Source organism: Peteryoungia ipomoeae, from assembly GCF_004912165.1.
In the GTDB taxonomy this organism is placed as follows: domain Bacteria; phylum Pseudomonadota; class Alphaproteobacteria; order Rhizobiales; family Rhizobiaceae; genus Allorhizobium; species Allorhizobium ipomoeae.
Window position 1 is genome coordinate 72,617 of the sequence record NZ_STGV01000005.1, and the last position, 26,009, is coordinate 98,625.

The 26,009-nt window shown below is 60.5% G+C and carries 22 protein-coding genes, 1 tRNA gene and 1 pseudogene; 13 read left to right on the forward strand and 11 right to left on the reverse strand.

The genetic code is table 11. The features are described 5' to 3' along the window. The first annotated feature begins 10 nt into the window (after window positions 1–10). Window positions 11–87 (forward strand) — tRNA-Arg (locus FAA97_RS15100). 44 nt (window positions 88–131) lie between these two features. Here the strand turns inward: FAA97_RS15100 and FAA97_RS15105 are convergent. Beyond that, window positions 132–1,312: pseudogene (locus tag FAA97_RS15105) on the reverse strand (IS481 family transposase). A gap of 380 nt (window positions 1,313–1,692) precedes the next feature. On the opposite strand from FAA97_RS15105, the gene FAA97_RS15110 reads away from it, so the two are divergent. Further along, the gene (locus FAA97_RS15110) at window positions 1,693–2,628 is read left to right on the forward strand and encodes an HD-GYP domain-containing protein (RefSeq protein ID WP_136599398.1); all 936 of its coding nucleotides are present in this window, start codon (window positions 1,693–1,695) and stop codon (window positions 2,626–2,628) included. 24 nt (window positions 2,629–2,652) lie between these two features. Here FAA97_RS15110 and FAA97_RS15115 read toward each other — a convergent pair whose 3' ends face one another. Both FAA97_RS15115 and FAA97_RS15120 read right to left on the reverse strand, forming a co-directional pair. After that, window positions 2,653–4,275: an ABC-F family ATP-binding cassette domain-containing protein gene (locus FAA97_RS15115; protein ID WP_136599399.1), complete on the reverse strand. Its 1,623-nt coding sequence runs from the start codon at window positions 4,273–4,275 to the stop codon at window positions 2,653–2,655. Window positions 4,276–4,425: 150 nt separating this feature from the next. Further along, window positions 4,426–8,094: a beta strand repeat-containing protein gene (locus FAA97_RS15120; protein WP_136599400.1), complete on the reverse strand. Its 3,669-nt coding sequence runs from the start codon at window positions 8,092–8,094 to the stop codon at window positions 4,426–4,428. A 659-nt stretch (window positions 8,095–8,753) separates the two neighbouring features. On the opposite strand from FAA97_RS15120, the gene FAA97_RS15125 reads away from it, so the two are divergent. After that, window positions 8,754–9,143 (forward strand): globin domain-containing protein, encoded by a 390-nt coding sequence (locus tag FAA97_RS15125; protein WP_136599401.1) that lies wholly within the window; start codon window positions 8,754–8,756, stop codon window positions 9,141–9,143. An 8-nt stretch (window positions 9,144–9,151) separates the two neighbouring features. Continuing rightward, window positions 9,152–9,517, forward strand: a complete 366-nt coding sequence (locus tag FAA97_RS15130) for a DUF423 domain-containing protein (RefSeq protein WP_136599402.1) — start codon at window positions 9,152–9,154, stop codon at window positions 9,515–9,517. A 96-nt stretch (window positions 9,518–9,613) separates the two neighbouring features. Here FAA97_RS15130 and FAA97_RS15135 read toward each other — a convergent pair whose 3' ends face one another. From FAA97_RS15135 to FAA97_RS15155, 5 genes are all read right to left on the reverse strand, one after another. Then, window positions 9,614–9,994: a VOC family protein gene (locus FAA97_RS15135; protein WP_136599403.1), complete on the reverse strand. Its 381-nt coding sequence runs from the start codon at window positions 9,992–9,994 to the stop codon at window positions 9,614–9,616. Window positions 9,995–10,042: 48 nt separating this feature from the next. Beyond that, window positions 10,043–10,324: a hypothetical protein gene (locus FAA97_RS15140; RefSeq protein WP_136599404.1), complete on the reverse strand. Its 282-nt coding sequence runs from the start codon at window positions 10,322–10,324 to the stop codon at window positions 10,043–10,045. Next, window positions 10,296–10,700, reverse strand: coding sequence for a DUF2325 domain-containing protein (locus FAA97_RS15145; RefSeq protein WP_136599405.1), 405 nt, complete (start codon window positions 10,698–10,700; stop codon window positions 10,296–10,298). The genes FAA97_RS15140 and FAA97_RS15145 overlap by 29 nt, the downstream gene beginning before the upstream one ends. A gap of 153 nt (window positions 10,701–10,853) precedes the next feature. Beyond that, window positions 10,854–11,246 carry a FliM/FliN family flagellar motor switch protein gene (locus FAA97_RS15150; protein ID WP_136599406.1) on the reverse strand — a complete coding sequence of 131 codons (393 nt, stop codon included), beginning with the start codon at window positions 11,244–11,246 and terminating at the stop codon, window positions 10,854–10,856. Between the two features lie 131 nt (window positions 11,247–11,377). Next, window positions 11,378–11,908: a hypothetical protein gene (locus FAA97_RS15155; RefSeq protein WP_136599407.1), complete on the reverse strand. Its 531-nt coding sequence runs from the start codon at window positions 11,906–11,908 to the stop codon at window positions 11,378–11,380. 217 nt (window positions 11,909–12,125) lie between these two features. Here FAA97_RS15155 and FAA97_RS15160 point away from each other — a divergent pair, with 217 nt between their 5' ends. The 3 genes from FAA97_RS15160 (at window position 12,126) to FAA97_RS15170 (ending at window position 17,690) form a co-directional block, all read left to right on the forward strand. Then, complete coding sequence (locus FAA97_RS15160; RefSeq protein ID WP_136599408.1) at window positions 12,126–13,487, forward strand: NAD(P)-dependent oxidoreductase; 1,362 nt, start codon at window positions 12,126–12,128, stop codon at window positions 13,485–13,487. A 27-nt stretch (window positions 13,488–13,514) separates the two neighbouring features. After that, window positions 13,515–14,828 carry an NAD-dependent dihydropyrimidine dehydrogenase subunit PreA gene (gene preA / locus FAA97_RS15165; protein WP_136599409.1) on the forward strand — a complete coding sequence of 438 codons (1,314 nt, stop codon included), beginning with the start codon at window positions 13,515–13,517 and terminating at the stop codon, window positions 14,826–14,828. Between the two features lie 186 nt (window positions 14,829–15,014). Beyond that, the gene (locus FAA97_RS15170; RefSeq protein ID WP_246041509.1) at window positions 15,015–17,690 is read left to right on the forward strand and encodes a bifunctional diguanylate cyclase/phosphodiesterase; all 2,676 of its coding nucleotides are present in this window, start codon (window positions 15,015–15,017) and stop codon (window positions 17,688–17,690) included. Window positions 17,691–17,724: 34 nt separating this feature from the next. Here FAA97_RS15170 and FAA97_RS15175 read toward each other — a convergent pair whose 3' ends face one another. Continuing rightward, window positions 17,725–18,363: an exopolysaccharide biosynthesis protein gene (locus FAA97_RS15175; RefSeq protein WP_136599411.1), complete on the reverse strand. Its 639-nt coding sequence runs from the start codon at window positions 18,361–18,363 to the stop codon at window positions 17,725–17,727. Between the two features lie 146 nt (window positions 18,364–18,509). Between FAA97_RS15175 and FAA97_RS15180 the strand changes: the two genes are divergently transcribed. Continuing rightward, window positions 18,510–19,451 (forward strand): DMT family transporter, encoded by a 942-nt coding sequence (locus FAA97_RS15180; protein ID WP_136599412.1) that lies wholly within the window; start codon window positions 18,510–18,512, stop codon window positions 19,449–19,451. Here FAA97_RS15180 and FAA97_RS15185 read toward each other — a convergent pair. Further along, entirely contained in the window at window positions 19,441–20,103 is a 663-nt protein-coding gene (locus tag FAA97_RS15185) for a TetR family transcriptional regulator C-terminal domain-containing protein (RefSeq protein WP_136599413.1), read from the reverse strand. The genes FAA97_RS15180 and FAA97_RS15185 overlap by 11 nt on opposite strands. 287 nt (window positions 20,104–20,390) lie before the next feature. Between FAA97_RS15185 and FAA97_RS15190 the strand changes: the two genes are divergently transcribed. The 4 genes from FAA97_RS15190 to FAA97_RS15205 all read left to right on the forward strand — a co-directional run bounded on the left by FAA97_RS15190 (window position 20,391) and on the right by FAA97_RS15205 (window position 24,520). Beyond that, on the forward strand, window positions 20,391–21,644 hold the full coding sequence (locus FAA97_RS15190) for a Zn-dependent hydrolase (RefSeq protein WP_136599414.1): 1,254 nt from the start codon (window positions 20,391–20,393) through the stop codon (window positions 21,642–21,644). 110 nt (window positions 21,645–21,754) lie between these two features. Continuing rightward, window positions 21,755–22,303: an endonuclease domain-containing protein gene (locus FAA97_RS15195; protein WP_246041511.1), complete on the forward strand. Its 549-nt coding sequence runs from the start codon at window positions 21,755–21,757 to the stop codon at window positions 22,301–22,303. Window positions 22,304–22,595: 292 nt separating this feature from the next. Then, window positions 22,596–24,050 (forward strand): dihydropyrimidinase, encoded by a 1,455-nt coding sequence (gene hydA, locus FAA97_RS15200; protein WP_136599415.1) that lies wholly within the window; start codon window positions 22,596–22,598, stop codon window positions 24,048–24,050. A gap of 2 nt (window positions 24,051–24,052) precedes the next feature. Beyond that, window positions 24,053–24,520, forward strand: a complete 468-nt coding sequence (locus FAA97_RS15205) for a hypothetical protein (protein WP_136599416.1) — start codon at window positions 24,053–24,055, stop codon at window positions 24,518–24,520. Between the two features lie 8 nt (window positions 24,521–24,528). Here FAA97_RS15205 and FAA97_RS15210 read toward each other — a convergent pair whose 3' ends face one another. Further along, window positions 24,529–24,942 (reverse strand): cupin domain-containing protein, encoded by a 414-nt coding sequence (locus FAA97_RS15210; protein ID WP_136599417.1) that lies wholly within the window; start codon window positions 24,940–24,942, stop codon window positions 24,529–24,531. A gap of 121 nt (window positions 24,943–25,063) precedes the next feature. Between FAA97_RS15210 and FAA97_RS15215 the strand changes: the two genes are divergently transcribed. Continuing rightward, complete coding sequence (locus FAA97_RS15215) at window positions 25,064–25,852, forward strand: ABC transporter ATP-binding protein (protein WP_136599418.1); 789 nt, start codon at window positions 25,064–25,066, stop codon at window positions 25,850–25,852. The last annotated feature ends 157 nt before the right edge of the window (window positions 25,853–26,009 follow it).

Sequence of the window (26,009 nt, forward strand, 5' to 3'; positions counted from 1 at the left end):
CGCCGCGGAAGCACCCGTAGCTCAGCTGGATAGAGTGTTGGATTCCGATTCCAAAGGTCACAGGTTCGAATCCTGTCGGGTGCGCCATTTTTCCGGTTGTCCATACCGAAGACATAGGTAACATCATGTACCTAAGACATGGGTGACAACCTCGTGCCGAACGGGTTGTCGATGGTTTGCAAGGTCCTCTGCTCCAGATCGATGTATCCTAGATCATAGCGCATGAAGCTGACGAGCCAAATGCCGTCGTCGACTTCCTTGATGCCGAGCTTCTGGCCTGCCATGACGACGGAGATGTTGATCTTCTTGCGATGCATGCAGATGCGCCCGCATGAGGTGACCAGCACATCCCTGTCGTGGAACGGATAATCGACCTGCGGCAGGCCCTGGTAGGGTCGGGTCGAGGCGCTGTAGATGTCGTGCGGTGTCCGCATGTCGAGTGCCTCGTGCGGACGTTCCGTATTGAATTCGGTGACGAAGGCGTCGAAACGAGCCTGCTGCTGCAGCATGTTCATGCCCGCAGGCCGTGTGGCTTCCTTCTTCAGTGTCAGGTGCATGCGCTCGTGCCGGCCGTTCTGTTGCGGATGGCCGGGCTTGATACGTTCGATGGCGATGCCCAGCCTCAACCACCAAACGGAGAGCTTTGACAGATTGTAAAGGCCGTTCGGGCTGGCGAAGGGCACGCCGTTGTCGCTGCGGATTGCGTTTGGCAGACCACGCTCGGCAAACAGCCGGCGAAAGGCCTCGATGACGGGAAGCTCCTTGTTCGACGAAAAGGCTTCGCAGGCAAGAAGATAGCGTGACGCCTGGTCGGTGACCGTCAAGGGGTAACAGTATCGTCCGTCCCCCAGCTTGAACTCGCCCTTAAAGTCGACACACCAGAGATCGTTGGGAGTGATCGCATGAGAGAGGTCCGTGCCCTCGGCCTTGTTGCGATGGCGCCTACGGGCTTGGGCTACCAGCCCATGGCGATCGAGAACCGCATGAACAGTGCTGGTCGAGGGGATGCGCATATCACCTGCGAGCTTGCGGACAAGGAGCTCCCTGATCTTGCGCGCACCCCAATGCGGCTTGTCTCTCTTTGACGCGACGATCATCGCCTCAATCTGATCTGGTAGTTGATTGGCATAGCGCACCGGACGGCGCGACCGATCCGTCAACGCCTCCAGACCCTCCTGCCTATAGCGATTGAAGATCTTATAGCCAGTCTTGCGCGATATGCCGAAATCTCGGCACACCTCGCTCATCCCTCCAACAGTCGGGCGACAAAACGAAGACGTTCCTCCATGACCGAAGTCTCTCTCCACGGCATCAACACCTCCCGCAAAAAGCGAAAAGTGTTACCCATGTCTTCGGTACAAAACGTCACCTATCTCTCAGGTCGGACAGGTCTGGCCAAGGCCTGGTCCAGTTGCTCTATCCGGGCAGCATCTTCGGCTGGTGAATAGCGCGTGCTTCCCGCATGCGGAGCAAGCGATCCGCGAGGTGTAGACCCATCGAGACCGCAAAAGCCTCGTTCGGTTGCGAACGAAAATCCACCAACATGCGAAATTATGCCCCGCCCCGCGCTAAAATTCCGAGCGCCGAGAGACCAGTGCAACCGCAAGATACAAAAAACATCGGCAACGATTTTACCGGTTTATTAGACTGCCTCGATGTATTTAGGGGTATTACACCTCAGGGGCGCTTGTCTTGCTTGTTCACGTTCCGAAAGACCGCATTTGCAAGGGCATGTTCATCGAACTGGTGGAGTGCCCGCACAGTGAATTTGGCAAACGCCGCTTCTTGCTGACGCAGGAACGCGATCGGCAGGCAATCATGGCGAGCTCGGCCGAACGCGTGTTGGTCAACACGGCGCTCGGCATCGACCAGACTGGTCGCCCATCCAGCATACCCGCCATCGCCAAGGGTCGGCTGACCATCGAGCGCGTCCAGGAAAAGGTCGAGACCGCAACGGTTGAGTTGCGCACCAATCTCGACCAGATCAGCGACGGCGAGCGTCCCGACTTCCACAAGCTTGGTCCACTCGTCCAGACCATGGCCGACGTGTGGCATGCGACGCCGACGGTCGCGCTGGAGATGACCCGGCTCAAGACGAAGGATGAGGGCACCTACGTCCATTCCCTCGCAGTGGCCACGATGATGACGCAACTCGGCGACATCTGCGGCCTGGACCACGAGGAAACGACATTGCTCGGCGTGGCCGGCCTTCTGCATGACATTGGCAAACTGAAGATCCCCGACGAAATCCTCAACAAGCCCGGTCGGCTGACGGAGGAAGAGCGGGATATCATACGCTCCCATCCCGATATCGGTTATGATTGGCTCCGGCAGTATGACGAGATCCCGCAACTGGTTCTGGATGTCACCCGGCTGCATCACGAAGTGCTGGACGGATCAGGCTACCCGCTGCGCCTCACAGCCGACGAGCTGAGCCTGCCAGTCAGGATCAGCACCGTCTGCGATGTCTTTGAGGCCCTCACCTCCGCCCGCCCCTACAAGGCAGGCTGGCCGGCCCAGGAAGCGCTCGACTGGATGTTTGCGCGCCCGCACCTCTTCGACCGCAAGCTTGTCGTCCGGCTTGGAGGACTTTTGATGCCGCACGAAGACCAGGCGCTCGTGAGTTGAACAGCTGAATTCACAGCCTCACGATCAGCTGCGCAGACCCGGCGCCTCATGGCCCGTGCGCTCGACATACTCCGTATAGCCGCCGCCATATTGGAAGATGCCTTCCGGCGTCAGTTCCAGCACCCGGTTCGACAATGCGCCGAGGAAATGGCGGTCGTGGCTGACAAACAGCATGGTACCCTCATACTGCGAGAGCGCCTGGATCAGCATCTGTTTGGTATCGAGATCAAGGTGGTTGGTCGGCTCGTCGAGCACCAGCAGGTTCGGCGGATCAAACAGCATGATGGCCATGACCAACCGCGCCTTCTCGCCGCCCGAAAGCACCCGGATCCGCTTGTCGATGTCATCGCCGGAAAAGCCGAAGCAACCGGCCAGCGCCCTAAGCGGCGCCTGGCCCGCCCGTGGAAAGGTGGTCTCGAGCATCTCGAAAATGGTCATGTCGCCATCAAGCACATCCATGGCGTGCTGGGCGAAATAGCCCATCTTGACGCTGGCGCCGATCGTCACCGTGCCGTCATCCGGCTTGCTATCACCCGCCACCAGCTTCAGCAGCGTCGACTTGCCGGCGCCATTGATGCCCATCAGGCACCAGCGCTCCCGACGGCGGACCATGAAGTCAAAGCCGTCATAAATCACCTTGTCGCCATAGCGCTTTGAAACACCCTTCAGGCTGACGACATCCTCACCGGAGCGCGGCGCAGGCTGAAATTCGAAAGCGACGACCTGACGGCGCTTCGGTGGCTCGACCCGGTCGATCTTCTCGAGCTTCTTGACCCGGCTCTGCACCTGGGAGGCGTGCGATGCGCGCGCCTTGAAGCGCTCGATGAACTTGATTTCCTTGGCCAGCATCGCCTGCTGCCGCTCGAACTGCGCCTGCTGCTGCTTCTCGTTCTGCGCCCGCTGCCCCTCGTAGAAGCCGTAGTCGCCCGAATAGCTGTTCAGCTGGCCGGCATCGATTTCGATGATCTTGGTGACGATGCGGTTCATGAACTCGCGGTCATGCGAGGTCATCAGGAGCGCGCCCTCGTAGCCCTTGAGAAACTGCTCGAGCCAGATGAGGCTTTCGAGGTCCAGGTGGTTGGAGGGTTCGTCGAGCAGCATCACGTCCGGACGCATCAGGAGAATGCGGGCAAGCGCCACGCGCATCTTCCAGCCGCCCGAAAGCGCACCGACATCGCCGTCCATCATCGCCTCGGAAAACGACAAGCCCGCCAGAACCTCGCGCGCGCGGCCTTCGAGCCCGTAGCCGTCGAGTTCCTCGTAGCGCGCCTGCACCTCGCCGTAACGCTCGATGATCTGATCCATCTCGTCCATCCGGTCAGGATCGACCATGGCAGCTTCCAGCTCCCTGAGCTCGGCGGCGATCTCACTGACCGGCCCTGCCCCATCCATGACTTCGGCAACGGCCGAGCGTCCCGACATTTCGCCGACATCCTGGTTGAAATAGCCGATCGAAACACCCTTATCGACCGAAACCTGTCCCTCATCCGGCTGCTCCTGCCCGATGATCATGCGAAACAACGAGGTCTTGCCAGCACCATTCGGCCCGACAAGCCCGATCTTTTCGCCGCGATTGAGTGCCGCGGACGCCTCGATGAACAGGATGCGGTGGCTGAGCTGCTTGGAGATGTTTTCTATACGGATCATGGAAACGGCGCCTGATGGAAAGTCGGCGCCTTATGTCACGACTTCTGCGATCTGTCGCTTTCAAAGTGACGAAGGCGCAGGCGTGATACCCATGCAAAACAAAACGGCGCCCAAAGAGCGCCGTTTCGCAACCGACTGGCAGATCGCGGATCAGATGCCCTGGTAGGCAGCAATGATCGCGTCGACCTGCACGTCGCTCATCGCGTTGATCTGCTTGCCGGTGAAGGCCTGCAGCTGGGCATCGCTGAGCACCGTGGAGATATCGTTCGCCGACAGACCCGAAATACCGGATGTCGAGAGCGCTGCGATGTCCAGAATATCGAAGCGCTGCAGATCCCCATCTTCCATCGCATCGATCTGCAAGCCTGTGAGGGCCGCCGTCTGCGTCGGGGTGAAGGCCGCAATCTGATCGGCGGACATGTCCTGGATCTGGGTGACTGTGAGTGCTGCGACAGCCGCCTTGCTGAGGCTCGACACCTGCCCAGCGGTAAGCGCCTGGATCTGTGCAGTGTTCATCGAACCGATCTGCGACGCGGTGAAGGCGCCGGCCTGGGCAGGCGTGAAGTACCCGATCTGGGTCGCGGTCAGAGACGTGATCTGCGTGGTCGTGAGAGCCGCGACGCGATCATCGGCAAGGCCCTGGATCTGCAGCTGGTCGAGACTGCCGATCGCAGCGCCGGTCAAGCCGCTGATGGCCTTGCGGCTGATGGATCCGACCTGGGCAGGCGACAGTCCATCGATATCGGCGGCATCCAGGCCGGAGACCTGATCGCTGGTGAGAGTGGCCAGCTGCGTCTGCGTCAGTGCCGCGGTCTGGGTTGAGTCCCAATTGGCGATCTGGGCTGACGTGAGACCGGCAATCGCCTTGGCACTGATCTTGGCAATCTGCGCCGCGTCAAGGCTGCCCGTCTGGGTGGTGCTTGCGGCGGTCAGCTGGGCTGCCGTGATCGCTGCGATCTGATTGTCATCGAACGAATCCAGCTGTGTCGTCGTGAAGCTGGTGAACTGGGTGCCCGACAGGCCCGCAATCTGTGCCGGCGTCAACGCGTCGATCTGGTTGGCGTCGAGCGCCTGAATTACCGTTCCCGTCATGCCGGACATGGCCTTGGGGCTGATCGCCGCGAGTTCTGCCGGAGTGATGAGCGGCAGGTCATCCGCCATCAATGCACCGACCTGCGGAGCGGTAAAGGCTGCAAACTGCTGCGCGGTGAAGCCGGCCACATTGGTGTTGAATGTGTCGATCTGCCCGACCTCAAGGCCCGGAATGGCCTTGACGCTGATCGCACCGACCTGGCTGTTGGTCAGCGCTTGGATCTGCGGGCTGGTGAGAGACTTGATCTGCGACGCCGTGATGGCACCGATCTGGTCATTGGTCAAAAGGCCGATGTTCGTCGGATTGAAGGCGGCGATCTGGGCGCCACTCATTGCCGCGATCTGGGCTGGCTGGAGCTCGACGAGCTGCGCCGTTGAGAGAGCGGTGATGATTGCCGGATCGAGCGTTGAGATGGCCTTGGCGCTGATGGAGCCGACTTCTTCAGGCGTGAACAGGGCGATATCCGCAGCCGTCAGGGCCGCGACCTGACCGCTGGTGAATGATGCCACCTGTGCCTCCGACAGACCAGCGAGCTGCGTGTCTGTCATTGCAGCGATATGCCCGGCGGTAAAGCCGGAGACCGCCTTTGCGCCCATGGCGCCGATCTGAGAGGCCGTAAGCTCTGCCACCTGAAGATTGGTGAAAGCTGCAATCTGGGTCGATTTCAGCACGCTCATCTGGCTATTGTTCATGTCCGCAATAGCACTGACGGCAAGCTCGGCAATCTGATCGGCCTTAAGAGCCGCGACCTGCGCTTCGAGGAGAGCGGCAACCTGTGTGTCATTGAGAGAGCCGATAGCCGCGGCCGTCAATCCGCTGACGGCTTTGGTGCTGATGGCTGCAACTTGAGCCGTGCTGAACCCGTCGATGTCGTCGGCCTGAATGCCGGCGGCCTGCACGGCCGTCAGCGCGCCAAGCTGCGTATTGGTCAAGGCGGCAGTCTGCGTCGGCGACAATGCCGAGATCTGCGCCGCCGAGAAACCGGCGAATGCCTTCGGCGAAATGGACGCAATCTGGGTTGTGGACATTGCGGCCAGCTGGCCATTGGTCAGGGACTTGACCTGGTTTGCGGTGAAGGCGCCAACCTGCGCATCCGAAAGGAACGGAATTTGGGTCGTTGTCAGAGCAGCAACCTGGGTTGGCTTCAGGGCGGCAATCTGGCCTGTGGAGAGGGCGTCGATCTGCGGCTCGTCCAATGCGGCAATCGCCGGATCAACCAGCGAACCGATCGCCTTGACGCTGATGGCGCCAATCTGGCCTGCCGAAAAACCGTCGACATCGCCGGCTTCCAAAGCTCCGACCTGCGTGGCTGAAAGCACCGCAATCTGCGCCTCGGTGAATGCCTGGGTCTGCGTGGTGCTCATGCCAGCGATATGAGAAGCCGAGAAGCCCGAAATTGCCTTGGTCGACAGCGAGTCGATCTGAAGCACGTTGATCGCCTGAACCTGGGCAACCGACATGTCCTTGGTCTGGACTGCCGTGAGAGCGCCCACCTGGGCATCCGTGAGCTTGCCGATCTGCGTCGTCGTCAACGCCCCGATCTGGGCTGGCTTCATGGCGGTGATCTGAGCGGGCGTGAGAGCTGCGAGCTGCGGATCAGTCAGGGCAGCGATCGCCGTCGTCTGGAGGCCCGAGATCGCCTTGGGTGTGATCGCGGCAATCTGCGTATTGCTCATGGTGGCAATATTGGCATCATTGAAGGAGCCAATCTGAACCGAGGTCATCGCCGACATCTGAGCAGGGGTCAAAGCATTGCTTTGCGTCGTGGTCAGCGCCTGGATTTGCGGCGTCTTCAGGCCGGCGAGCTGGGTGGTGCCAAGACCTGCGAGCTGCGATGTGGTGATGGCTGCGACCGCCGTGGTGCTGAGGCCGGAAATGCCCTTTGCGCTGATCGACGTGAACACGCTGTCGGCCATGCCGGTGATGTCTGCAGCTTCAAGACCCGCAACCTGCACGGCGGTCATGGCGGCAACCTGCGGTCCCGTCAGGGCAGCCGTCTGCGTTGTCGTCATGCCCGTGATCTGGCCCGCGGTAAAACCAGCCATGGCTTTTGTGGAGATACCGGCAATCTGCGTGGCATCCAGCTCGGCGATCTGGGCCGTCGAGAGCACCTTGGTCTGCGTCGCCGTCAATCCACCGATCTGCGCTGCTGTAAAATCACCGATCTGCGCCGCGGTCAGCGCTTCGATCTGGGCTGGCTTCAAGGCCGCGATCTGCGCCGTGCTCAGCTCCCCGATCTGGGCTGTCGTCAGCGCCTGAAGGGCGGCAGACGACAGGGAACCGATGGCCTTGGCGCTGATCTTGCCCACTTCACCGGCCTGCAAATTGCCGATGTCGGTCGCACTGAATGTCGCGACCTGCGCTGCGGTCATCGCGCCGATCTGATCTCCTGTCAGCGCGGCAAATTGCGTATCTGTCAACGCTCCGACCTGCGCGGCACTGAGAGCAGCCACCTGCTTTGTCGTGAAGGCGTCAATATTGCCAGCATCGATGGCTGCAATCTGCGTCGTGGTCAGCCCCTTGATGCCGCTCGTGGAAATCGACTTCAACTGGTCTTCGTCGAGAAATGTGACATCGGAAGCGAGCGCGGCGACCTGCGCGCCACTGAGCGCACCGACCTGGGCCGTCGTCATGGCTTCGACATCCTCCTGATTGAGCGCGCCGATGGCCGTCGTGGACATGGCTCTGATCTGGGAAATCGAAAGCGAAGGAATGATCGTCGTCATTGAGGAGTCGCCTTTAGCGTTGATTAGAAATCAATGAACTTTCCTGCCGCATGCCCCGCTGACCCTCCCGGATCGACACAGATGGCTCAGGCGCATCCTGCACCTGTAGACGGCTTGGACCGTGGCGAACCCCACAATCCCGCTGCTGGACACAGCTCTGAAATAAGAGACATGGCTCCGAAAAGCCGCAGCAAGGACTGCATCATGCCCACGAGACAAATTTCTCGCTGTCCTTGCCTTAAGCAGCGCCCGAACGCCGGACTTCACCAAAACTACAAGTATGGGTCGAGTCTTCACGCAGGACGCTAAGAATAAAGCTCTAATAATGGATTAATGGTTGCGAACAACACCTCTAAGCACACCAACACAAAACAAGATCTATTATCACTCATACTGAAATACATGAACACAACTCAACAACAATAAAGAACAGATTATATTCAAAGACCAAACCACAAAGAACGATTTTGATTCATTTTTTAGTCGCATTCCCAAAAACCCTAAAAATTAACTTATTTTTCGTTCATTCGAAAACAATTACCTCCGCAACTGTTCGACCTGAAAATCCATCCGCAGCGGATCGCCGCAGGTTGAAATCGGCGATTGCACGGGACGGCCGGAGGCGGCAAAAGGAGACGGAGAAACTGCGAGCTGCCTGGATGAGCGACGATACGATCACCCTTTATGAAGCCATTGGCGGAGAAGCGACCGTGAAGGCGCTGACCGACCGCTTCTATGAGCTGATGGATACCCTTCCCGAGGCCGCACGGTGTCGGGCGGTACACCCGCCGGACCTGACCGAAAGCGCAGCAAAATTCAACGACTACCTCATCGGCTACCTCGGCGGTCCGCCGATCTACATGCAAAAGCGCGGCCACCCCATGCTGAGGCGACGCCATTTCGTTGCCGAGATCGGGCCAGAAGAGCGCGACGAATGGCTTTTGTGTTTTCGCCGCGCACTCGACGAAACCGTCGAGCATCCGAAACTGCGGGAAATCATCTGGCCGCCGATCGAGCGGCTCGCGCATCACATGCAGAACAAGGAGTAATCCCGCAAATGGATACGCACCGCCTTCAAAAACCTCTGGTTTTGGCAGCCGGCCTGATCGGCGCCATGGGGGTGGCGCTTGCCGCACTCGCAAGCCATGCCGGCGGTGAAGCCTTTTTGCGTCCGGCATCGATGATTGCACTGACCCACGCGCCAGCGCTCCTGGCACTCGGCCTTGCCGGCTCGGGACTGCGGATGCGCGCCTGGACGGGTGCCGGCCTGACCCTCGGCATCCTGCTTTTCAGCGGTGACCTGATCTCGCGCCATTTTCTCGGCGCAAGCCTGTTTCCGATGGCGGCACCGACCGGCGGGATGATCCTGATCCTGTCATGGCTTGCCCTAGGGCTGTCCGCACTGGTCACAAGACCTCGCTGACACCGACCCGCGGCGAGCAAAGCCATAAAAAACCCAGCCGAGGATCATCGCCGGCTGGGCAGCATTGAGGTTGATCTTCAGATCACCGGTTCGGTGTTAATGCGTGCATCCCTCGGCGCCGGCAAACATCAGCATGTTGCCATGCGGATCGCGGACATAGAACCGAACGGGGCCGTCACCGGCGCTGGACGAGGTGACTGTTTCGATGCCGCGATCGCGGAGGTCCTGGTAGATCTCCAGCGGCGAGCCCGAACGGAAGAATACGGAACTGTTCTGGCATTGCATGGGATCGTCGCTGAGCCAGAAATGAAGCTCCATTCCATCGCGCTGAACGACGAGATAATCGTCGCAGGCAATGCCTACCTCTTCAAAGCCGAGGCCAAGAACATAAAAATCGCGGGTCTGGGAGAAATTCAGGGAGGGCAGGATCGGGACGGCGTTCAAGGTGGGTTTTGCGATGGCTGGGAGAGCGCTCATGCTTAGGTTCCTGGTGACCCGTACCGAAGCGCTCGAAGCACGAGGCGGCTAGCTGCGCGCCTTCGCGTTCTGACGCCATCGGGGCGCGGGGAATTCGATCACGTGGGCGGACGCCCCCGTGTATGGGCGGTACATGGGTTTGGGTTTGCGCTGATGCAAGCCCGGCAAAGTGACGATTTCACAAACCGTCACTTTATTGAAACACATCTTCGTGACGTCTTGCGGCAGACCTGTGATCCGCCCCTCCTCCCCGTCACGGGACAATTGTTCCTTGCGCCCATTTATGGCATTTTTCGTGCAGTCATCGATCATGATTTCGAACTTCATCATTTAGATTTTGCAATGCCCGCTCAAGGCTTGATTTTGATCCGTTTCGGAGCGGAATGAAGGTCTTGCCGAACTTCTTGCAGCCACTTTTGACCCTGAGACAGGCGTCGTGGCTGATACAGTCGATCGGGCAGAACACACAGTCCACCGAGGGCAGAACCGTATCGATGCGTGACACGGCTTCTCTCAGCCCGCCATCGTGATGGATAAGCTCGGCGCCGAAATTGCTGGCGATCTGCCGGAGATGCGCAACCTGGCAATCGCGGCCGCCGACATACAGGAAACTCTGGATTGGCTCGCGCTTGCTGATAGCCCCCGGCGCAGTGACCGCCTGTTTTGGTTCCGACGCCTTGGCAGGCTTCTTCAGTTTCTTCGCCATGATCCCTCCTGATGCGGCGGCCGGTTCCAACCGGTTGCCAACTGATCCGAGCGAGACCCTAATTAACTTGATAAAAGGAGTAAAGATTAAAGATGACTCGAACAGTCATCTTTTTTCCAGCGCATCTCGTGGGGCGTCATATGGCGGTCGAGATCAGGACTTGATGGTGACCGAGGTCAAGCGGATGCCAATAGCCGTGTCGTTATGATCAGCAACGATCTCGCCATAGCCGATGACCCGGCCATTCACCTGAAGTTCGACAGGCTGACCGAAATGCGTATCGAGATGCAGGCGCTCACCCTCTGTGGCGGTCATCAACTGCGCCACCGGCAAACGGGTCCGACCCAGGACCGCAACGACATCGACCGGGATGTCTCCGATCCGCACATCGTCACGCACTTCAAGTGGCGCACTGGTTCGGGGTTCGATGGAAATCGCAGGCCAGTCTTCCCCTGCGGGGCGAGAGGGTGGGCGCGCAATACCCGCCTCACCGCGCCCCCCACTCCAATCGCTGGTGGAAGAACGCAAATCGATCGCGTCAGTCATTCAATCTACCTCTTTTAGTATATGCGAAACTGAAATTCGTCACGCAAAGGTAGAAGATTCGGTCAAAATCCGCGTCCGCAATTCCCTGTTAAGGTTGACGGTGCGTAAACATTCACAGGCAAAACCGATGCTCAGTTCGCGCGCTTCTTCCTATTGATGCGCGCTTCGATCACGGACTCGCAGCGGCCCTTCATTGTTCTCAGGGTGGCGAGCGGAAAGCTCAGGCGACGCAAGGCCTCGATAAGCTCCAGGCTTTCCGGCTGGGCGAAGGTCACGAACATGTCCGCCTTGACAACCAACTTCTTGGCACAGGTGAAAAAGATCTCCTGATCGCCGAGACACAGATAGAAATGATCCGGCAGAAATTCGATGGCGCTCGATTGAACAATGGCGCCGCCCTCATGCAGCCCGACGATTCGGACCTGCAGGCTGCAAAAGGATTTCACGCCTGCCGCACGCGGATAGATCGCACGCGCCACCAGGTTCGCCTTGCCATAGCGGGCATGCGGATTGTCATTTGCGCCATAGAACTCGGCAAGATAGTGCCGACGCCGCTTCTCAAGCATGTATAAATGCCTAATATAGATGATTAACAATTGGTTAAGACGATAAACCATCAGCACCACGCTGACAAGCGGTTGCAGACCCGCGCCTGTGAACAACCGCTTTCCAAGGTCATCTGCGATGGTGCCGGGTTGCCGATCGGGACCGCAGGTTCACGCGCGGGCTCCCCTGCCCCGAGATGCCGAGATTTCCATCCCGGAATCCCGCAAACCCAGGGGCTCTAGCCGGCGTCACCGAATTTTTTTACCGTTTGATAAAAGTTTGAAGCTGCGTTACGCTTTCGACATCGCTCCAAAAATAAAAGAGGGAACTGCGATGCGAAGACTGGAACCGGGCCTCAAGGCCGGGCGGCTTGACGCTGCCGATTATGTGAAGAACTTCCAAGACCTCCACCCGCGTTTCGGCGACCACGAGGCGCTTGTCGCCTCTGATCGCTGCTATTTCTGCCATGATGCGCCTTGCATGACGGCCTGTCCCACGGCCATCGACATCCCGATGTTCATCCGGCAGATCTCGACCGGAAATGCGCTGGGTGCCGCAAAGACCATCTTCGACCAGAACATTCTTGGCGGCATGTGCGCCCGCGTCTGTCCGACCGAGACGCTCTGCGAAGAGGCCTGCGTGCGCAACACGGCCGAAGAACGTCCCGTCGAAATCGGCCGGCTGCAGCGCTTTGCAACGGACATTGCGATCGACGAGGGACGCCAGTTCTACCAGCCGGCGGCATCCACCGGCAGGACGGTCGGGATCGTCGGCGCCGGGCCCGCAGGTCTTGCGGCCGCCCATCGGCTTGCCCTCAACGGTCACTACGTTACGATCTACGAGGCCCGGGAGAAAGCCGGCGGCCTCAATGAATACGGCATCGCCACCTACAAGACGCCGAATGATTTCGCCCAGAAGGAAGTCGACTACATTCTGTCGCTCGGGAATATCGATGTGCTCGACGGTCAGGAGATGGGCATCGATTTCACGCTGGCAGATCTCCAGGCAAAACATGACGCCGTCTTCATCGGTGCTGGCCTTGGCAATGTGAACGGGCTGAACATCGAAGGTGCGGGCATCAATGGTGTGCTCGACGCCGTGGAATTCATCGCCAACCTGCGCCAGGCAGACGACAAGGCCGATGTTCCCGTGGGCCGCGACGTCGTCGTCATCGGCGGCGGCATGACCGCGATCGACGCCGCCGTGCAGGCCAAGCTCCTCGGCGCGGAAAACGTCACCATCTGCTATCGCCGCGGCAAGGAGCATATGAACGCCTCCGAATTCGAGCAGGATCTCGCCACTTCGAAGGGCGTCCATATCCGACACTGGCTGCAGCCGAAGGAAGTCGCCCATCACGGCGGCCACTGTTCGGCAATCACCTTTGAATACACCCATCTCGAAAACGGCCTGATGAAGGGCACCGGCCACACGACAGAGATCAAGGCCGATCAGATCCTCGTGGCAATCGGCCAAAAGCTGGATGGCCAGGGCCTGGACGGCCTGAAGCTCGAAGGCGGCAAGATTGCCATTGACGCGGAAGGCCGTACCTCGCTCCCCGGCGTCTGGGCCGGTGGCGACTGCGCCTTCGGCGGCAAGGACCTGACGGTTTCGGCCGTCGCCATGGGCCGCGACGCGGCCGAAAGCATCAACCGCTCTCTCGCCGTTTCGACGGCGGGCGTGACAGCCGTCGCATGACGCATCGCTCTCGAGAGGATTTGAAACATGGCTGATCTCAGGAATAATTTCGTCGGCATCAAGTCGCCCAACCCCTTCTGGCTGGCCTCGGCACCGCCAACCGACAAGGCCTACAATGTCGAGCGCGCCTTCAAGGCCGGCTGGGGCGGCGTCGTCTGGAAGACGCTCGGCTCGGAAGGCCCGCCGGTCGTCAATGTCAACGGCCCGCGCTACGGCGCCATCTGGGGCGCCGACCGCCGCCTGCTCGGGCTGAACAACATCGAGCTGATCACCGACCGGCCGCTGCAGATCAATCTGCAGGAGATGAAGCAGGTTAAGATGAACTGGCCGGACCGGGCGCTCGTTGCCTCGATCATGGTGCCTTGCGTCGAGGAAGAGTGGAAGGCGATCCTGCCGCTGGTCGAAGAGACCGGCGCAGACGGCATCGAACTCAACTTCGGCTGTCCGCACGGCATGTCCGAACGCGGCATGGGCGCCGCCGTCGGGCAGGTGCCGGAATATATCGAAATGGTCGTGCGCTGGTGCAAGCAATATACCCGCATGCCCGTCATCACCAAGCTGACCCCCAACATCGCCGATATCCGCAAGCCGGCCCGCGCCGCCAAGGCCGGCGGCACGGATGCCGTCTCGCTCATCAACACGATCAACTCCATCGTTTCGGTCGATCTCGACAACTTCGCCCCCAACCCGACGGTTGGCGGCAAGGGCACCCATGGCGGCTATTGCGGCCCGGCGGTCAAGCCGATCGCGCTCAACATGGTGGCCGAGATCGCCCGCGATCCGGAAACCTACGGTCTGCCGATCTCCGGTATCGGTGGCGTCACCACCTGGCGGGATGCCGCAGAATTCATGGTGCTCGGCGCCGGCAATGTGCAGGTCTGCACCGCCGCCATGACCTATGGCTTCAAGATCGTGCAGGAGATGATCTCGGGCCTCAACGACTGGATGGACGCCAAGGGCCATCGCAATCTTGATGACATCACCGGCCGCGCCGTGCCGAATGTCACCGACTGGCAGTATCTGAACCTCAACTATGTCGCCAAGGCGCATATCGACCAGGATGCCTGCATCAAATGCGGCCGCTGTCACATCGCCTGCGAGGATACCTCGCACCAGGCGATCACCAGCATGGTCAATGGCGTCAGGCATTTCGAGGTGATGGAAGACGAGTGCGTCGGCTGCAATCTCTGCGTCAATGTCTGCCCGGTCGAAAACTGCATCACGATGGTTGGCCTTGATGCCGGCACACTGGACCAGCGCACTGGTCGCCCGGTTGATCCCAACTATGCCAATTGGACGACGCATCCGAACAACCCGATGTCGGTTCAGGCGGCGGAATAGCCCCGCCAGCGACAAATGCCAGGATAAGCCCGAGCAACTTTAGCCCGGGCTTATCTAACAAAGTGCAGATGATTTTTTGTAATCCGTTTAGGAATTTTTTAGCGCCGTCCTTCAACCTGCACACTTATGAGGGGTCGGAAACTCAACCGAGCGCCCCGCAAATGGGGGCGACGGGACACTGATGTCATGAGTGGCGGCAGCTTCAGTTTCTTCAACACGAGGTCGCGCTGGGCCATTTTGGCCCCGGTGGCTCTGATCGTTTTGACGGTCGTGTCCACGGCCTTTTACGCCGATCACCAGCAGCGCTTGATCGTGCGTGACGACAGCCGCCGGATGGTCCAGGAGCGGCTGGACCTGATCCGTACGCGGCTCCAGGGCCAGATCAACGCCAATATCCGCCTCGTGCAAGGCCTTGTTGCCGTCATCAGCGCCGAGCCCGACCTTGATCAGAAGCGCTTTGCCGCCCTGAGCCAGAGCCTGCTTGGACAAGGGACACCATTGAGGACCATTGAGGCGGCACCCAATTTCATCACCAGCTTCGTCTATCCGCAGACGGAAGCCCAGTCGGCACTGGGCGCACAGATCTTTACCACCAACGAGCGCAGCATTCTGGAGCGCAAGCTCAAAGATCAGGGACGCACCGTCATCCGTGGGCCGCGTCCCTTTGCCTCTGGCGGCTCCGGCCTTTCCGTCATCCTCCCGGTTCGCACGGTCAGCGAAACCGGCGAGCCGGTTTTCTGGGGCGCTGTGGTCGGCACGATCGATCTCGCCCGCCTTTATGATCAAAGCGGCCTCATGGATTTCGACCTGCCGATCTCCATTGCCATTTCGCGGGCGCAGGAAAGCGGCCGATCCTCGATCATCTACGGCGACACGCGCGTTCTCGAACAATATCCGGTGCATATGGCGCTCGATCTGGGCAGCGACCGCTGGAGCATTGCCGCGATCCCTGTGGAGGGTTGGGATGCTGCCGACAGCCCCTCGCTTGTCTTCAGGATTATCGTCACGCTTTTGGCCAGCGCCGCCATTGCCGGCTGCCTGTGGGTGGCACTGCTGATGCGCGATCGGCAGCGTCACTACGCGGCGCTGCATGTGCGCGAAGAAGAGCTGTCAGCCCTCTCCAACCGACTTGGCCTCGCCCTTGAAGCCTCCCGCATCGGGGTCTGGGAATATGAGGTGAATACCGGGGAGATCAAATGGGACCAGCGCATGTACGAGATGTACGGCATGAGCCCGGAACAGCCGGTCAACGACGAAAACTGGCTGACCTTCATTCATCCTGACGACCGGGCGCCCGTGCGCGAAAAGATGCGGCTTGCCCTGCGCACCCAGATGGCCCAGCAGGCGCAATTCCGCGTCTCCTGCCCCCACGGTTCCTATCGGCACTTGCGCAGCTTCGGGACGGCCTACACCAATCCTCGCGGTGAAACCTCAATCCTGGGGGTGAGCTGGGATGTCACGGAGGATGTCGCCCTGCACGAAGAGCTGCTGATGGCACGCAACCGCGCCGAACAGCAGAATGAAGCGCTGGACGCGGCGCGCAGACGCATGGAATACAACGCCTTGCATGACGCGCTGACGGGTCTACCCAATCGCCGCTATCTGGATCAGTACCTGACGGAACTCTCCACCGATCCAGAGGCCAACCAGCTTGCGATCCTGCATATCGATCTCGACCGGTTCAAGGAGATCAACGATACGCTGGGTCACGGGGCTGGCGATGCCATGCTGCGGCATACCGCCGTGGAACTACGCGAGAACGTTCGCGGCGAGGATTTTGTCGCCCGGATTGGCGGGGACGAGTTCGTCATCGTCTGCCTCGATGCAATTGCCGACGATCAGTATCTGGAAATGGGTCAACGGCTGATCGGCGCGATCAACCAGCCAACCCTCTATGCGGGTCAGGAATGTCGCGTCGGTGCGTCCGTCGGCGTGGCCGTCAGGGCCGACGCGACAATCAGCCCCCAGGACCTTCTGATCAATGCCGACATCGCGCTTTATGAGGCGAAAAGGCTCGGTCGCAACCGCGTGGAACGGTATAGCGACCACCTGAAAACCCGTAATCTCATCATCAAGCGCACCGGTGACGCGATCCTGAAATCCTTGGCGGACGATGATTTCACCGCCTATTATCAACCGCAATTCGATGCACACACGCTGGAAATCAACGGTGTGGAAGCACTTGCGCGCTGGATGCATCCTGAACGCGGCATTCAGCCTCCGGCAGCTTTCCTCGACATCGCCGAAAACCTGAATGTGGTTGCCCAGATCGATGCTCGCGTTCTCGACCACGCACTCCTGCAGCTGTCGCGCTGGCGTGCCGCCGACCTTGGCATCGAGCGCGTCTCGGTCAATATCTCGGCGCAGAGACTGTTCGACGAGAACCTGATCTCGCGCCTGGAGCAGCTGGATCTGATACCTGGAAGCGTGTCCTTCGAGCTTCTGGAATCGATTTCGTTCGATGACACGTCGCATGCAGTTGCCGCCAGCATCGAACGCCTGCGCAAGCTCGGCATTGCCATCGAGATCGACGATTTCGGCACTGGCTACGCCTCGATCCTGTCTTTGCTCAAACTCTCGCCAAGCCGTCTCAAGATCGACCGCGAACTTGTCGGGCCTGTGGTCGACAACCCGGCGCAACGGCGACTGATCGCATCCATCGTCGACATCGCGCGCACCTTCGGCATCGGCATCGTCGCCGAGGGGGTGGAAACCATGGAACACGTGGCGATCCTGCGCGACCTCGGATGCCACACCCTGCAGGGCTATGCGCTTGCCCGGCCCATGGATGCCCAGAGCCTGATCGAGTTCGCCAAGCAACACCGCGTCAAGCAGGACGAAATGCTGTTGATGCGCGCCTGACCCTTGCATCGACAAGGATCAGGCCTCGCCTGGTTTATCCGAATTGCGCCAGCCCCTGACCTGCCATCACGGCCAGATAAAAGATCAGGGCGAAATAGAGAAGCGTCAAACCCACCATGATGTGGCCAAGCGCCACCACGAGACCGTCGCGCTGCGAAATGCCGGTGGCCAGAAGCAGGATGGCAACGCCCGGCAGCGTGTTGGAAAAGGGGATGAGGCCAAGAGGCGCCATCAGCAAGACACCGGCAAAGGTCAGGATAAAACCGTTGGCGCGATTGACGGCAGCGCCCGAGGTCAGCGCCGGCAGCCGCGGCTTGACGTAATGATCGATGCGGCGCAGGACGCCCAGGCCGCGCTTTAGCACGGGAACCAGTTTCGCCGTCTCAAGCTTGCGATCAACGATCTTGCTCGGCAGCCATGGCAGGCGATTCGCCGTGATGGCGATCCCGATCAGCACGATGCCGGCGCCGAAAACCGTCGACACGCCGGGAATGGAAACCGGAATGAGAAACGGCAGGGACAACAGGCCACAAAGCAGCAGCAAGCCGCTTTCACCCATTTTCTCCAGCATGGCCCGCAAGGTGATCCGTTCCTCGGTCATACCGTCAATTACATCCTGCAGCACGGCGCTGGTGCTTTTCTCGGTATCCTTGAAACCGATCGTCATTGTCATCAGGTCCACTTTCGATTAACTGCCCCGGACGATGTCAAAGGCGCGATGGGATGGCTAATTAGTCCGGCCGCAATTGACCGTAAAATCTGGCCGGGTCAAGGCGTCCCCCGCATGCGGGACCAACCAAACCCGGACGAAGGATGCCAATGACCGAAGACGCCGTGCCCGCCTCCGCCACCGTCAATCGCCATACCACCCATGCAAAAGGCCGCGAGAAACTGCTTGCACACGCGGCCATGCTGCTGTTTGCCGCGCTGATTGCGGGCTCGTTTTCCTTCGGCGGCCTGGCCGCCCGGCATCTCGAGGCCGGCCCGCTCACACTCTGGCGCTATCTGATGACGATGGTGGTCATGGGCATACTTTCGTTCGGCATTCTGCGCGTGCCCTTCGCGCGGCCCCGGCGGATCTGGCGCTATGCGCTGCTCGGTGGGCTCATCGCCGTCTACATGCTGACGATGTTCATCGCGCTAGAGTTCACCAGCCCGGTGCAGACGGGTGCTGTGTTCACTCTCATGCCCTTGATCAGCGCCGGATTTGCCCTGCTCTTCATCGGCCAGAAGACGAGACCGGATGTGCTGGCAGCCCTTGTCATCGCGGCGCTTGGAGCGATCTGGGTCATCTTTCGCGCGGATCTCAACGCCATCCTGTCCTTCGACATCGGGCGCGGCGAGTTGATCTTTTTCGTCGGCGTCATCTGCCACGGCGCCTATGTGCCGTTGATCCGCAAGTACAATCATGGCGAAAACCCCGTCGCCTTCGGCTTTTGGGTGGTGGTTTTCACCATTCCCTGGCTGCTGCCGACCGGCGCCGTGCCTTTGGCGACGACGGACTTCATCAATCTGCCCAGTACCGTCTGGGCAACGATCGCCTACCTCTCCGTCATCACGACGGCGCTCACCTTCATGCTGCTGCAATATGCCTCGATGCGCCTGCCGGCACCCAAGGTTCTCGGCTACGGCTACCTGACGCCGACCTTCATCATTCTGCTGGAAGGATTGCTTGGCCATGGCTGGGCAAGTCCGGCCGTTTTCCTCGGGGCGCTTGTCACGGCCGCAGGCCTCGTGGTGATGGGTCTGCTCAAGGACTGATCTCGTCGCGGGCCGGTGCGAGCACCAGGCCATCGATAAACAGTCGCTCCAGGAATGCCGCCGCGCCATCAAAGCGATCGGAGAGCGCATCAGCCGAACCGAGCACCGCGCGGACCTGCACGTCGAAATCCGCATAATGCTGCGTCGTCGACCAGATGGAAAAGATCAGGTGGTAGGGATCGCACGGCCGGACCTTTCCGGCTTCGGTCCACGCCCTGATCACTTTGGCCTTTGCATCGACAAGCGCCTTCAACGGCCCCTCGAGCACGGTCATGATATGCGGCGCACCTTGCAGGATTTCGTTGGCGAAGAGCCGGCTTTCCCGCGGGAAATCGCGCGCAAGTTCAAGCTTGCGCCGGATATAGCCACGGATTTCCTGTCCCGGATCGCCGTCTGCGTCGAAGCTCTGCAACGGCTCGAGCCAGTTTTCCAGCACGCGGTCGATCAACGCCCGGTGCATCGCCTCCTTGGTGCGGAAATAGTAGAGCAGATTGGGCTTCGACATGCCCGCAACATCGGCGATCTGGTCGATCGTCGATCCGTGGAAGCCCCGCTGGGAGAAAACCTCGAGGGCCGCCTCGAGAATCTGCTCTTCCTTCTCTTCCTGGATGCGCGTTCGCCGCAGCGTCTGCGCCGCCCTCGGTATCGCCATCTCTCGGCTCTCCCCCTCTTAAGCCATTGAAGTCGGCCAACAATTGAGCCGCCTAAAAGACCGGCATCTGCACGGTTTTTTGTCGGCAAATTTTCCGTTTTCCGTCTTGAAGGTGCTGTCGGAACCTGTAATGTTTTACCAGTCGGTCAAATTATTGGTCAGATGCCCGCCAAAGGCAACTGCCGATCCGAAAGCGGATAAAAGCAAAAAGCAGCCGCTGCGGTGACCCGGGGAACTACAGGCCGAACGCAATACATTCGGCATCGAAAACAGGTGAGGACGAACACATGACGGCTCAACCCGGCACCAACTTGCGCGTGGACGGCGATCGGCTGTGGGACGCGCTGATGGAGATGGCGAAGATCGGCCCCGGGATTGCCGGCGGCAACAATCGCCAGACCCTGACGGATGAGGATGCCAAGGGGCGTCGCCTGTTCCAGCGCTGGTGCGAGGACGCTGGCCTCACCATGGGCGTCGACACCATGGGCAACATGTTCATGACCCGCGCCGGCACCGATCCGGATGCCCTGCCCGTCTATATCGGTTCCCATCTCGATACCCAGCCGACCGGCGGCAAGTATGACGGCGTGCTTGGCGTGCTGGCCGGCCTCGAAGTCATCCGATCGATGAACGACCTCAACATCAAAACGAAACATCCCGTTGTCGTCACCAACTGGACGAACGAGGAAGGTGCGCGCTTCGCCCCCGCCATGCTCGCCTCGGGCGTCTTTGCCGGCGTGCTGAGCCAGGACTATGCCTATGCCCGCAAGGACATGGAGGGAAAAACCTTCGGCGAAGAGTTGAAGCGCATTGGCTGGGTCGGTGACGAACAGGTCGGCGCCCGCAAGATGCACGCCTATTTCGAATACCACATCGAACAAGGCCCGATCCTCGAAGCCGAGGAGAAGCAGATCGGCGTCGTTACCCATTGCCAGGGCCTCTGGTGGCTGGAATTCACGCTGACCGGCAAGGAAGCCCATACCGGCTCCACGCCGATGAACCACCGCGTCAATGCCGGCCTCGCCATGGCCAGGATCATGGAAATGGTGCAAGCCGTCGCAATGGACAACCAGCCCGGCTGCGTCGGTGGCGTCGGCCAGGTGAAGTTCTCGCCCAATTCGCGCAACGTGCTGCCTGGCACCGTCATCTTCACCGTCGACATCCGCTCGCCGGACCAGACCAAGCTCGACGGCATGCGCGCAAGGATCGAAAAGGAAGCGGCCGAGATCTGTTCCAAACTCGGTGTCGGCTGCTCCGTCGAGGCCGTCGGCCATTTCGATCCGGTGACCTTCGATCCGACCCTCGTCGCCTCCGTGCGCAAGGCAGCCGAAGACCTCGGCTACAGCCACATGAACATCATCTCCGGCGCCGGCCACGACGCCTGCTGGGCCGCCAAGGTTGCACCATCAACCATGATCATGTGCCCCTGCGTCGACGGCCTCTCCCACAACGAGGCGGAAGATATTTCCAAGGACTGGGCCACAGCCGGCTGCGACGTGCTGCTGCGCGCGGTGCTGGAGACAGCGGAGATTGTGGGGTGATGGAAAGCTCGCTCCGCGCCCCCTCATCCCCGGTGCAACGCGTTGCACCTGATACTCCGGGCCACCTTCTCCGCGCCGGGGAGAAGAGGGAGCGCGTTGCGACATCGCACATGACCAGCTACCGCACTGTTTACGAGGCCGCCGCCTCAGCAAGATTGGATGCAAAACGGCGGCGTGACCTCTTCTCCCCCTCGGGGAGAAGGTGGCGCGTCGCGCCGGATGAGGGGGGCCGAACGGCCATGACGTACCCGCAAGATCCGACAAAACGCCTGCCCGGCCGAACCAGCAAAGCCCGCAGCCTTCGCACCAACGACACCGAAGCCGAATATCGTCTCTGGGGAGACATCCGGAATCGCCAGCTGAACGGTTACAAGTTCAGCCGCCAGATCCCGATCGGCGTCTACATCGTTGATTTTGTTTGCCGTGAACAGCGGCTTGTGATCGAGCTCGACGGCAGCCAGCATGCCGAAAGAGAGCGTGACTTGGTCAGAACCGAATGGCTCAATCAGCAAGGCTATTCAGTGCTGAGGTTCTGGAACGCCGAGGTCCTGCAGGAGCGGTCCGCCGTCCTCGATACGATTCTGGCCGTTCTGCAGGGCCAGATCGTCGAACGTTGCGACGCGATCCGCTTTTCGCCAGCAATTCAAGAGGGCCGGTAATCACCATGCCGCTACGGCCTTCGCTCCGCGCCCCCTCATCCGGTCCTTCGGACCACCTTCTCCCCGCTGGGGAGAAGAGGGAGCGCGTGGTGGCCTCGTCGTACCACAGGAAGAACTCCGGTCGCTGCACTGTAGCTGCAGGAAATCGGAGCGCACAGTGCCATCGTGACCTCTTCTCCCCAGCGGGGAGAAGGTGGCGCGTAGCGCCGGATGAGGGGGCGCCGCAGGCGAACAGATGCCGCCTGATGGCTCCAACAACTGCTTTCAAGAACAACACACGGGGAGAACAGTAATGGCCACAGTCATCAAGAACGGCACCGTCGTCACCGCCGATCTCACCTATAAAGCCGACGTGAAGATCGAGGGTGGCGTGATCGTCGAGATCGGCCCCAATCTCTCCGGCACCGAGACTCTGGACGCGACCGGCTGTTACATCATGCCGGGCGGGATCGATCCGCATGTGCATCTGGAAATGCCCTTCATGGGCACCTATTCCGCCGATGACTTCGAAAGCGGCACGCGCGCGGGTCTCGCCGGCGGCACGACCATGGTCGTCGATTTCTGCCTGCCGGGCCCCGACCAGTCGCTGCTCGACGCCTTGCAGATGTGGGACAACAAGACCTCGCGCGCCAATGCCGATTATTCCTTCCACATGGCGATCACCGGCTGGAACGAACGCGTTTTCGACGAGATGAAGACCATCGTTCAGGACAAGGGCATCAACACCTTCAAGCACTTCATGGCCTATAAGGGCGCGCTGATGGTGAACGACGACGAGATGTTCGCCTCCTTCCAGCGCTGCGCCGAACTCGGCGCGCTGCCCATGGTGCATGCCGAAAACGGCGATGTTGTCGCCTCGATGACGGCAAAGCTCTTGGCCGAAGGCAATAACGGCCCCGAGGGCCACGCCTATTCCCGTCCGCCTGAAGTCGAGGGCGAGGCGACCAACCGCGCCATCATGCTGGCGGATATGGCCGGTGTACCCCTCTATGTCGTGCACACCTCCTGCGAGCAGGCGCATGAAGCCATCCGCCGCGCCCGGCAGAAGGGCATGCGCGTCTATGGCGAACCGCTGATCCAGCACCTGACGCTCGACGAGAGCGAGTATTTCAACAAGGACTGGGATCACGCTGCCCGCCGCGTCATGTCCCCGCCCTTCCGCAACAAGCAGCATCAGGATTCACTCTGGGCCGGCCTGCAATCGGGCTCGCTCTCGGTCGTCGCCACCGACCACTGCGCCTTCACCAGCGAACAGAAGCGCTTCGGCGTCGGTAACTTCGCCAAGATCCCGAACGGCACCGGCGGGCTCGAAGACCGCATGCCCATGCTCTGGACCTATGGCGTGGCGACCGGCCGCCTGACGATGAACGAATTCGTCGCGGTCACATCGACCAATATCGCCAAGATCCTCAACATCTACCCGAAGAAGGGTGCCGTGCTCGTCGGTGCCGATGCCGATCTCGTCGTCTGGGATCCGAAGCGCTCAAAGACCATCTCGGCCAAGACCCAGCAGTCCTCGATCGATTACAATGTCTTCGAAGGCAAGCAGGTAACCGGCCTGCCACGCTACACGCTGACACGCGGCCATGTCGCGATCGAGGAGACGACGGTCAGGACGCAGGAAGGCCATGGCCAGTTCGTCAAACGCGAGCCGTTCACCGCGGTCAACAAGGCGCTGTCCACCTGGAAGGAACTCGTTGCCCCGCGCAAGGTCGAGCGCACAGGCATTCCGGCGACGGGGGTTTGAGCATGGAGCAGGCAAGGACGACATGGCTGCCGACCCTGGCCCGCTTCACAGCGGGTTATGCGGCCGCCGTGTTTGTCGGCGTCATGGGCATCTGGACCACCCTGGAAATCTCCGATGCCATCACCCTTGGGCGCCTGCCGCTGTTCATCCTGATATTCCCGGACCAGATCCTGAACGCCGTGAGGCTGACAGTGCAGGTCATGCCGGAGTCTCTCCTCCTCGCAGCCCCCTTTACAGCGCTTGCCACCTGGGTGCTGATACGCATGCGCTGGAACCGCTGGTGGCATTTCGCCATCGCCGGTGCCGCCTGCCCCCTGTCCGGCATCATCCTCGTGCAGCTGGCAAGCTGGGGCCGTTTCTTCCATCACAACGAGGCCGCAATGGCGCTGATACTGCTGCCGACCGGCATGATCTCCGCGCTCATCTATTGGCTGATCGCCGTCCGCCCCCTGCAGGTGCTCGCAAGATGACCTTGGCGCTACACCTCCACCAACCCATCCAACTCCGGCAGCAGCACGACGCTCTCCTGCTCGTTGGGATCGGTGCGGGCAATGATCGCCGAGCACGGCGCATTCGACAGGTTCGCCGGCAGATGCGGCACACCGGCCGGAATGTAGAACATCTCGCCGGCATGCAGGATCACGTGGTGCTCAAGCCTGTCGCCGTACCAGGTATGCGCCTGGCCGGAGAGGCAGTAGATCGCCGTCTCGTGGTTCTCATGCAGATGGGCCTTGGCCCGCGCGCCGGGCGGCATGGTCAGGAGGTGCATGCAAATGCCCTTCGAACCCACTGTCTCGGCGGAAATACCCTGGAAATAGCTGAGCCCCTGCTTGCCATCATAGGCATGCCCCGGCTTGACGATATGGCAGGTGGGCTTCGATGATGCGTCCATGGCGTCCTTCCCTCCTCTCGGGCGAAAGCACCGCCCGCTCTCTTCTCCCGCCTAAGGGCGGTATTGTCACAGAGTGCAAGAGGCCTGACGCCTTTGCAACCATTCCGATGGATATGACCGCATGACAGCATCCGCCTCCGTCGTCACGGCCAGGAATCTGAGCCTCACCTTCGAGACCAATGACGGGCCGGTCCATGCCCTGTCCAATGTCGATCTGGAGGTGCAGAAGGGCGATTTCGTTTCCTTCATCGGCCCTTCCGGCTGCGGCAAGACCACCTTCCTCCGCGTGATTGCCGACCTCGAAAAGCACACGGGCGGCGACATCACGGTCAATGGCATGTCACCGGAAGAGGCCCGCAAGGCCCGTGCCTATGGCTATGTCTTTCAGGCCGCCGCCCTATACCCCTGGCGCACGATCGAGAACAACATCGCCCTTCCGCTGGAAATCATGGGCTACAGCGCCGAGGAAAAGAAGGCGCGCATCGAACGTACGCTCGACCTCGTCAACCTCTCCGGCTTCGGCAAGAAATACCCCTGGCAGCTGTCCGGCGGCATGCAGCAGCGCGCCTCCATCGCCCGCGCGCTCGCCTTCGATGCCGACCTGCTCTTGATGGACGAGCCCTTCGGTGCACTGGACGAAATCGTCCGAGACCATCTCAACTCAGAACTGCTCAAGCTCTGGGCCCGCACCAACAAGACCATCTGCTTCGTCACCCACTCGATCCCGGAAGCCGTCTATCTCTCGACCAAGATCGTCGTCATGAGCCCCCGCCCTGGCCGCGTGACCGACATCATCGAATCGACGCTGCCAAAGGAGCGTCCGCTCGACATCCGCGAGACGCCGGAGTTTCTCGAGATCGCGCACAGGGTGCGTGAGGGTCTGAAGGCGGGGCATAGCTATGAGGAATAGGTCTTTGGCCTTCGCCCTCTGCAGTACCCCCCTCTGCCCTGCCGGGCATCTCCCCCACACGGGGGGAGAGCGGGATGCGGTCGCCGTCCCACTCCCATGGCAAAGCGCCAGCCGCCACTCTCCCCCCATGTGGGGGAGATGTCACGCAGTGACTGAG